The sequence below is a fragment of the Mycobacterium sp. NGS19 genome, assembly GCF_059813155.1.
On the sequence record NZ_JCALEB010000007.1, the window covers coordinates 215,622 to 223,541 of the forward strand.

Genomic DNA, 7,920 nt, shown 5'->3' on the forward strand with positions numbered 1-7,920 from the left:
CAATTCTGCGCCTAACTCACCGGCGCCGATAATTGCTGAGCGGCAACGCCGTCGGGAGTTTCCAACGAAAGTTTCAGTTGCTCTCCGTACAAGTCGAGCGTTTCGGCGATCAGCATCTCGTAGTGGGTGCAGTCGACGGAGTGGCTGGTGATATTCCCGTCGACGTACGGCCGCCAATTTTCGGCATGTGATGGGCCGTCACCATTCGTCGTCCGAGCGGCGGTGAAAACGACCAAATCGCCGCCGAATACCTCGGGCCGGCAGTCCGCGAGGTAGGACTGGTTGACGGTGACGCTTCGGACCATGAACTCCAACAGTGCCGTGGATGCGAGCGCTACGTCGCCCATGCGCATACGCCCACGAATGAGCTCTGCTGTCTGACGGTAGGTCAGAGGTTCGGACGGTTGCGGAATGTCGATATGGCTTGCCTGCAGAATCTGCCTGAGAATGTGGTCTTCGTCGGCTTGTTGGCCTGAGGTGACCCGGTGCGCGCTCACTGCGTCGTCGAGCAATACCAGGCGTTCGACAATGCAGCCGCGGCGTCGAAGCTCGACCGCCAGTTGATGAGCGACGACTCCGCCGAGAGACCAGCCGAGCAGTTTGTAGGGACCCTCCGGGTAGAAGGCTTGCACCCGGTCCGCATAGCTTTGCGCCATCCGCCGAATGCATTTCGGTGGGCCGTCGCCATTGTTGGGAAGTTGGTTGATTCCCACGATCGGGCAGTCCAGATATGCGCCCAACGCGCGATACGACCAGCTCAACCCGAGACCGTCGTGAATACAGAACAGCGGAACGCCCGTGCCCTCTTTGAGCACCTCCAGCGGCACTACTTCTACTCCGCTGTCGCGGTCGTGTAGCTGTTGGCTCAGACTCGCGACGGTCGGCGCGACGAAGATGGTGCGCACCGCGAGCCGGGCGTCAAGGGCGCTGTTGATTGCAGCGATCACTCGCATCGCCGACAGTGAGTCACCGCCCAGTTCGAAGAACGAGTCGTCGACGCCGACGCGCTCGAGGCCCAGGACGTCGGCGTAGATGTCGGCGAGGATTTTTTCGACCGGTGTGCGTGGCGCCCGGAAGGCGGTGGCGGCGAACACCGGCGCCGGAAGTGCCTTGCGGTCGATCTTTCCCGACGAGGTCAGCGGAAACTCGTCGAGCACGACGATGTGCGTCGGCACCATGAAGTCGGGCAGCCGTGCGCTCAGCCGCTGACGCACCCCGCTGATCTTGGTGTTGGTTTGGGGATCGCTTGCATAGGTGCTGCGGTGGTGTCCCGCAGGCGAGGGCAGGTACAGATCGGTGAGCAGCGGAGTGCGTCGGGTGTCGGTGGGCGCAAGGAAGACGGCATCGAGGGTGCCGGGCTGGGCGCCCCAGGTGACGGCGACGTGATAGCCGAGCGTTTCGCCGAGGCGGTGCAGCTGTTCGGGGGTGGCGGTGTCGATGGGGGTGGCTGCCGCGGCCTGCGCGACGGCGTCGGCGACGGAAAGTCCCGCGGCCAGCGCCGCTTCGATTCCGACGTCGGCAACCAGACCGGTCCGCGGTATCCCGCTGATGCGGACGGCGTGGGGCCGCTGTGCACTCAGCTGGGCGTGCAGGGCCCCACAGTCATTCCAGGCCCACGTGGGCGCAGACGCTAGTGACTGTACGGGTGCGGGTTGCTTGTAAATGGCGACGTCGTAGCGGTACCGGTTCAGTTCATTGTCGGCCGAACCGCGTTTGACTTGGATGTCGAGCCCGGCCACTGCGGGCTGGTCAGCCACGCAGGCAATGAAAAACTCTGGCGCCAAAAGCAATTCGGGTTCACTGCGGATCGCGCGTTGAACACGTTGCTGAATTTCCACGCTGTCGGTCGACGTGGCACGGGCCAACGCGACTGCGGTCTGAAATGGCATCTGCAGGCTGTGATTTCGGACGTCGCCGATGAACAGCGCACCCCCGTCGGCGAGCAGCTGCACCGCGTTGCCGATGAGGTCGGCCAAGTATTGCTCGTTGGGGAAATACTGGACGACCGAATTGAGCACGATCGTGTCGAAGTAGCCCCGGGCCAGCCCCTCGGTGACGTGCGCAGGCTGGGTCAGCAGTTGCACCCGGTCACGCCACGGGAGCTGCAGGCGCTGCAGCAAGCGAGCGAGGTTGTCGATGGCCACCGACGACATGTCGGTGGCGACGTAGTGGTCGCAGTGCGGGGCGACCTCGGACAGCACCAAGCCCAAGCCGGCACCGATCTCCAGCACCCGGCGCGGCTGCAGGGCGAGAATTCGGTCCACCGTCGCCGAGCGCCACTCCAACATGTCGTCGAGCGGTATCGGATCGCCGGTGTAGCTGCTGTTCCAGCCGCGGAAGTCCATGCCGAGGCCAGGCTCGTCGACCTCGGTGGCGTACAGGTCGTCGTACACGTGTTGCCACTGTTCGACGATCTCGGCATCGCGGTCGGCGGTGGTGGTGTGCTCGAGGGCGACATAGCCGACCAGGTGCGGTCCGTTGGTGCTGTGCTGCAGCGCAGCCGCGGCTTGGGTCACCTGCGGGCACGCGAGCAGAGCGCTCTCGATCTCGCCGAGTTCGATGCGTTGACCGTGCAGTTTGACCTGGCTGTCGGCGCGGCCCAGGTAGTGCAGTGTTCCGGTGCCGGTCCAGCGCACCAGATCCCCGGTTCGGTACAGACGCGTCGCCGGTGGCCCGTACGGGTCGGCCACGAACCGTTCCGCGGTCAACTCCGAGCGGCCCAGATAGCCGTGCGCCACTGCTGGCCCACCCAGGTACAGCTCACCCACCACGCCGATCGGAACCGGGTTCAGCTGGGCGTCGAGCACCAGCGCGCGCACACCCGGCACCGGGGTGCCGATGCCGACCGTTCCGCCCGGCACGAGCGCTGCGCTGCGGGTGGCCCAGATCGTGGATTCGGTGGGGCCGTAGGCGTCGAACATCCGACGGCCGGGTGCCCAGGCCGCCACCAGCTCTGCGGGGCAGGCCTCCCCTGTGGTGACCAGTGTGTCGACTCCGCCGAGCCGCGCCTGATCGAGCGACGCCAGCACGGTCGGCGTCACCACCGCCGCGCTGACACGCTGGTCGTGCAGCAGTGTGGTCAGCGCCTCGCCGGCATAGGCCTCCGACGGCGCCACCACCAACGTGGCTTTCGAGCCGGCGGCCAGCAGCATCTCCCCGACCGACACGTCGAAGGTCGGCGCCGCCACCATGAGCAGACGCGTGCCCGGGTGCAATCCGAACGTCTCGCCGAGTGCGGCCACTGCCAGCAGACCGGCGTGGCTCACCGCCACGCCTTTGGGTGTCCCGGTGGATCCCGACGTGAAGATCACATGCGCGACGGTGTCAGCGGTCAGCGGCGCTGTGCGGTCAGCGTCCGTGACGGGTTCGGCGGAGCGCCCGGACAGGTCCAGCCCGTCGATGCGCAGCACTGGTCGGGCCCCGGCGCCCGGGACACTGCCGGCATCACCGGTGAGCACACATACCGGCTCGACTGCGTCCAATACCGCCGCGATGCGTTCGACCGGATGAGCGAGATCAATTGGTACGTAGGCACTTCCCGCCTTGAGAACGGCCCACCACGCCACCACCAGATCCAGGCATCGGTCCATCGCCACGGCGACCGTGCGCTGGGGACCCGCACCTGTGTCGATCAACGTCCGCGCCAACTGCGTCGACCGCTCGTCGAGCTCCCGGTAGGAAAGTCGGCGGGTCCCCTCAAGAACCGCCGTCCCGTTGGGATGCGCCATCGCCGCGGCAGCCAGCAACTGCGCAGCGACGGCCACCGGTGCCCCCGCGTCGGCGCCGGACCACTTGTCCAGCAACAGATCTCGCTCGGCGCGATCGAGCAACGCCACGTCGCCCACCACCACCGAGGCGTCGGCCACCACGGCCTCGATGACGCGGCCAAACCAGGTGACCAACCGTTCAATGGTGCCTCGGTCGTACAAATCGGTGGCATACGACACGAGGCCGGCCGCCATCGGCGCGTGCGGGTCGTCGGTGGGCACCTCGCTGAGTTCGAAGTCAAGGTCGAACCGTGCGGTGTTGTTGGGCACCGCGAGCTGCTCCACGGTGGCGTCATCGAACGCCAGCGCGCCTGGTCGCGCATTGTTCTGGAACGCCATGAGCACCTGGAACAGCGGATGATGCGACGCAGACCGAGTCGGGTTGACCTGCTCGACGATTCGCTCGAACGGCACGTCCTGGTTGCTGTAGGCGTCCAGCGCCTTCTGGCGCACCCGCGCCAGCGCGTCGCTGAACCGGTCGGCTGCTTTGACACCCACCCGCAACACCCACGTGTTGACGAAGAACCCGACGAGATCGTCGAGCGCATTGTCCGTGCGGCCGGCGATCGGCGCGCCCATAGCCACGTCGTCGCCCGCCCCGACGCGGTGCAACAACACGGCCATGACGGTCTGCAACACCATGGAGACCGTCGTGTTGTGCGCCGCAGCCAGCTCCTTGACCCCGGCCCACAGCTGCGGGTCGATGCGCACATCGACGGAGTCGCCCCGGTAGCTGGGCTGTGGTGGACGCGGCCGATCCGTCGGCAGCGACACGACTTCGGGAAGACCGGACAGCTCCTGACGCCAATATCGCAATTGCGCGGCAATCACACTGTCCGGGTCGGACTCCGCGCCAAGCCAATCCTGTTGCCACACCGTGTAATCCGCGTATTGCACCGGCAGCGGCGCCCAATCGGGGGCTTGTCCCCGTCGCCGCGCACCGTACGCCTGAGCCATGTCCCTGAACATCGGAGCCAAGGACCAGCCGTCGAAAGCGATGTGGTGCACGACGATTCCCACCACGTGTTGCAGTCGACCCGTCGAATAGATCTGCGCACGGATCGGGATTTCCGCTGACAAGTCGAACCGGTACTCGGCCAGCGCGAACAGTTCTCGGGCGACGTCCTGCTCCGGCAAACGCACGGCCGCCGGACCGCCGCGCCGCCACATCCCCGCCCGGGCCGGCACCACCTCTTGGTAGGGGACGCCGTCGATCTCGGGGAAAACGGTACGCAGTGACTCATGGCGGGCGATGACGTCGTCCAGTGCCGCACCCAACGCGTCGACGTCCAGCGGCCCGTTGATGCGGAAGGCGGTCGGCATGTTGTAGGTCGCGACGCCGCCCTCGAACCGGTTCACGAACCACAGTCGGCTCTGGGCGAAGGACAGCGGAATGGTTTGCGGCCGTTGGACGGCCAGTAGTGGTTTGCGCCGCTGTCCTTCCGCACCGATGCAGGGCGCGAGCTGGGCGACCGTCGGTGCATCGAAAAGAGTGCGCACGGCAAGATCGACATCCAGCGCTGTGTTGACGGCCGCGATCACCCGCATTGCGGTCAATGAATCGCCGCCCAGATCGAAGAAGGAGTCGTCGATGCCGACGCGGGTGAGTCCCAGGACTTGTTCGTAGATGCCGGTGAGGATCTCCTCGACGGCGCTGGCCGGTGCCCGGTACTGCTGACTGTGCTGATATTCGGGCAGCGGGAGGGCGCGGATGTCGAGTTTGCCGTTGACGGTCAGCGGCAGGGCCTCGATGGGCACGATGACGGCGGGAATCATGTAGCCAGGCAGGCGCTGCGCCAGCTGAGCGCGGGCTTGCGCGGGGTCGGCTGTGCCGGTGATGTAGCCGACCAGTCGTTGCTCGCCGGGACGGTCTCCGCGGGCGATGACGACGGCGTGTTCGACGCCGTCCAGGCCGGCCAGCGCCGCGCGTACGTCGCCGAGTTCGATGCGGTACCCGCGGATTTTGACCTGCTCGTCGATGCGGCCGAGATAGTGCAGCTGACCGTCGGGAGCCCAGCGCACCAAGTCCCCGCTGCGATACATGCGTGCGCCGGGAGTGCCGAACGGGCACGCCACAAAACGCGAAGCGCTCAAACCGGGTCGGCGCAGATACCCGAGCCCAACACCCCGGCCCGCGACATACAACTCGCCCACCACGCCCGGCGGTACAGGGCGCAACCAGGTGTCGAGCACAAACAGGGCGGCCCCGGGCACCGGCGAGCCGATCGCCACCGCCGCGCCGGGGACCAGCGGGGCGCTGATGGCGGCATACACCGTCGTTTCGGTGGGCCCGTAGCCGTTGACCATCACCCGCCCCGGCGCCCAGCGCTCCACCACCTCTGGTGGGCAGGGTTCGGCGGCGACCATCAACGCTGTTGCGTCGAGGCCCGCGGGGGTCAGCGCGGCGACGGCCGACGGCGTTTGGCTGAGCATGGTGACGCGCTCGTCAATCAGCAAGGCGCGCAGGTCTTTTGTAGATGCCGCGACGGTTTCCGGCACGACGACCAGGCGCCCGCCGTGCAGCAGCGCGCCCCAGATCTCCCACACCGAGAAGTCGAAGGCCAACGAGTGGCTCTGGGTCCACACCTGTGCCGGCCCCATCGCGAAACCGACGTCGAGTCCCTGGAACAGTCGAGTGACGTTGTGATGGGTGACCGCAACACCTTTCGGGGTGCCGGTAGTGCCGGACGTGTAGATGACGTGGGCGACATCGTCGGGCGCCGGAGCCGGCAACGGTGTCGCGGGATAGGTCGGAATGCGCGGGTCGTCGACGTCGATGATCGCCAACCCGTCGCAGCCATCCAGCCGCGACCGCAAATGCGATGTGCTGATCGCCGTGACCGGCGCGGCGTCGTCGACCATGAACTCGATCCGCGCGTCAGGATGCGCCAGATCGATCGGGACGTACGCCGCGCCGGTCTTGAGCACTCCGACGATCGCTACGACCGCGTCGATTGACCGGGGCAGCAGCAGGGCGACGCATTCGCCCGGTCCGGCTCCGCAGGCAACGAGCAAGTGCGCCAAGCGATTAGACGCCTCGTCCAATTCCCGGTAGGTCATCGAGCGGCCGTCGCAACGCAGCGCCACCGCCTGCGGGGTGCGTGTCACCTGCTCGGCGAACAGCACCGGAATCGACACCGGCGCCCCCGGCTGGGTCAACACCGCGCGGTGACCGAACTCGTCCAGCCGAGAACGCTCGACAGCGTCCAGCACCTCGATCGACGACAACCGCCGGCTGGGGTCGGCGGCCATGGCGCACAACAGCTTTCGCAACCGCTCGACGAGTGCGTCGATGCTGTCGGCGGCGAACAGGTCGGTGTCGTATTCGAGGCGCAGGCTCAACTGGAGGCCGGGCCGGGCTTGCAGAGTCAGCGGATAGTGGGTGGCCTCCCTGCCGCTGAACTCGGTGATGCCCAGGCCGTTGGAGCTCGCCAACGTGGCGGCGTCGACTGGATAGTTTTCGAACACGAACAGCGTGTCGAACAGCTGATCCAAACCGGTGACGCGGTGGATCTCCGGCAGCGCCAGATGCTGATGTTCCAGGGTGCGGTTGGTGAAGTGGTGCAGCTGCTTCAACAGCCCCGCCGTCGTCGTTGTCGCCGTGACGTTCGCGCGCACCGGCACGGTGTTGATCAACAAGCCGACCATCGACTCCGCACCGGCCAGTTCAGGCGGACGACCGGACACCGCAGTGCCGAACGCCACGTCGTGGCTGCCGGTCAACTCCATCAATATCTGCGCCCAGGCGGCCTGCAACACCATGTTCACGGTGGTGTGCTGGCCTCGGGCCAGCTCAGCCAGCGCCGTGGTGGTCTCCTGGGAGAGCTGACGCGAGAGCGCCGCGCGCGGGCCCAGACTCAGTCGGCCGGGTGCACCCACCAGGGTGGGAGTGTCAAACCCGGCCAGCACCTCGGCCCATGCCGCGCGCGCGGCCGCCTGGTCCCGCCCGGCCAGCCAGCTGAGGAAGCTGCGGTACGAGCCGGGCACGGGTAGGCGCTGCTGGTGATAGCCGGCGAAGATTTCTTGCAGCAGGATCGGCAGCGACCAGCCGTCCAGCACGATGTGGTGATTGGTCAGCACCACCTGGTGCCGATCCGTGCCGGTGCGGATCAACGCTGCCCGGAATGCGGGCGGGCTGGCCAGGTCACAGACT

Annotated in this window: 1 protein-coding gene; it reads right to left on the reverse strand. The window is 66.9% G+C overall.

What is annotated here, in order from left to right:
* Nucleotides 1–11: 11 nt before the first annotated feature.
* The coding region (locus tag AC5Y4N_RS20105) for a non-ribosomal peptide synthetase (RefSeq protein ID WP_499940547.1) at nucleotides 12–7,920 on the reverse strand (7,909 nt) is incomplete at its 5' end.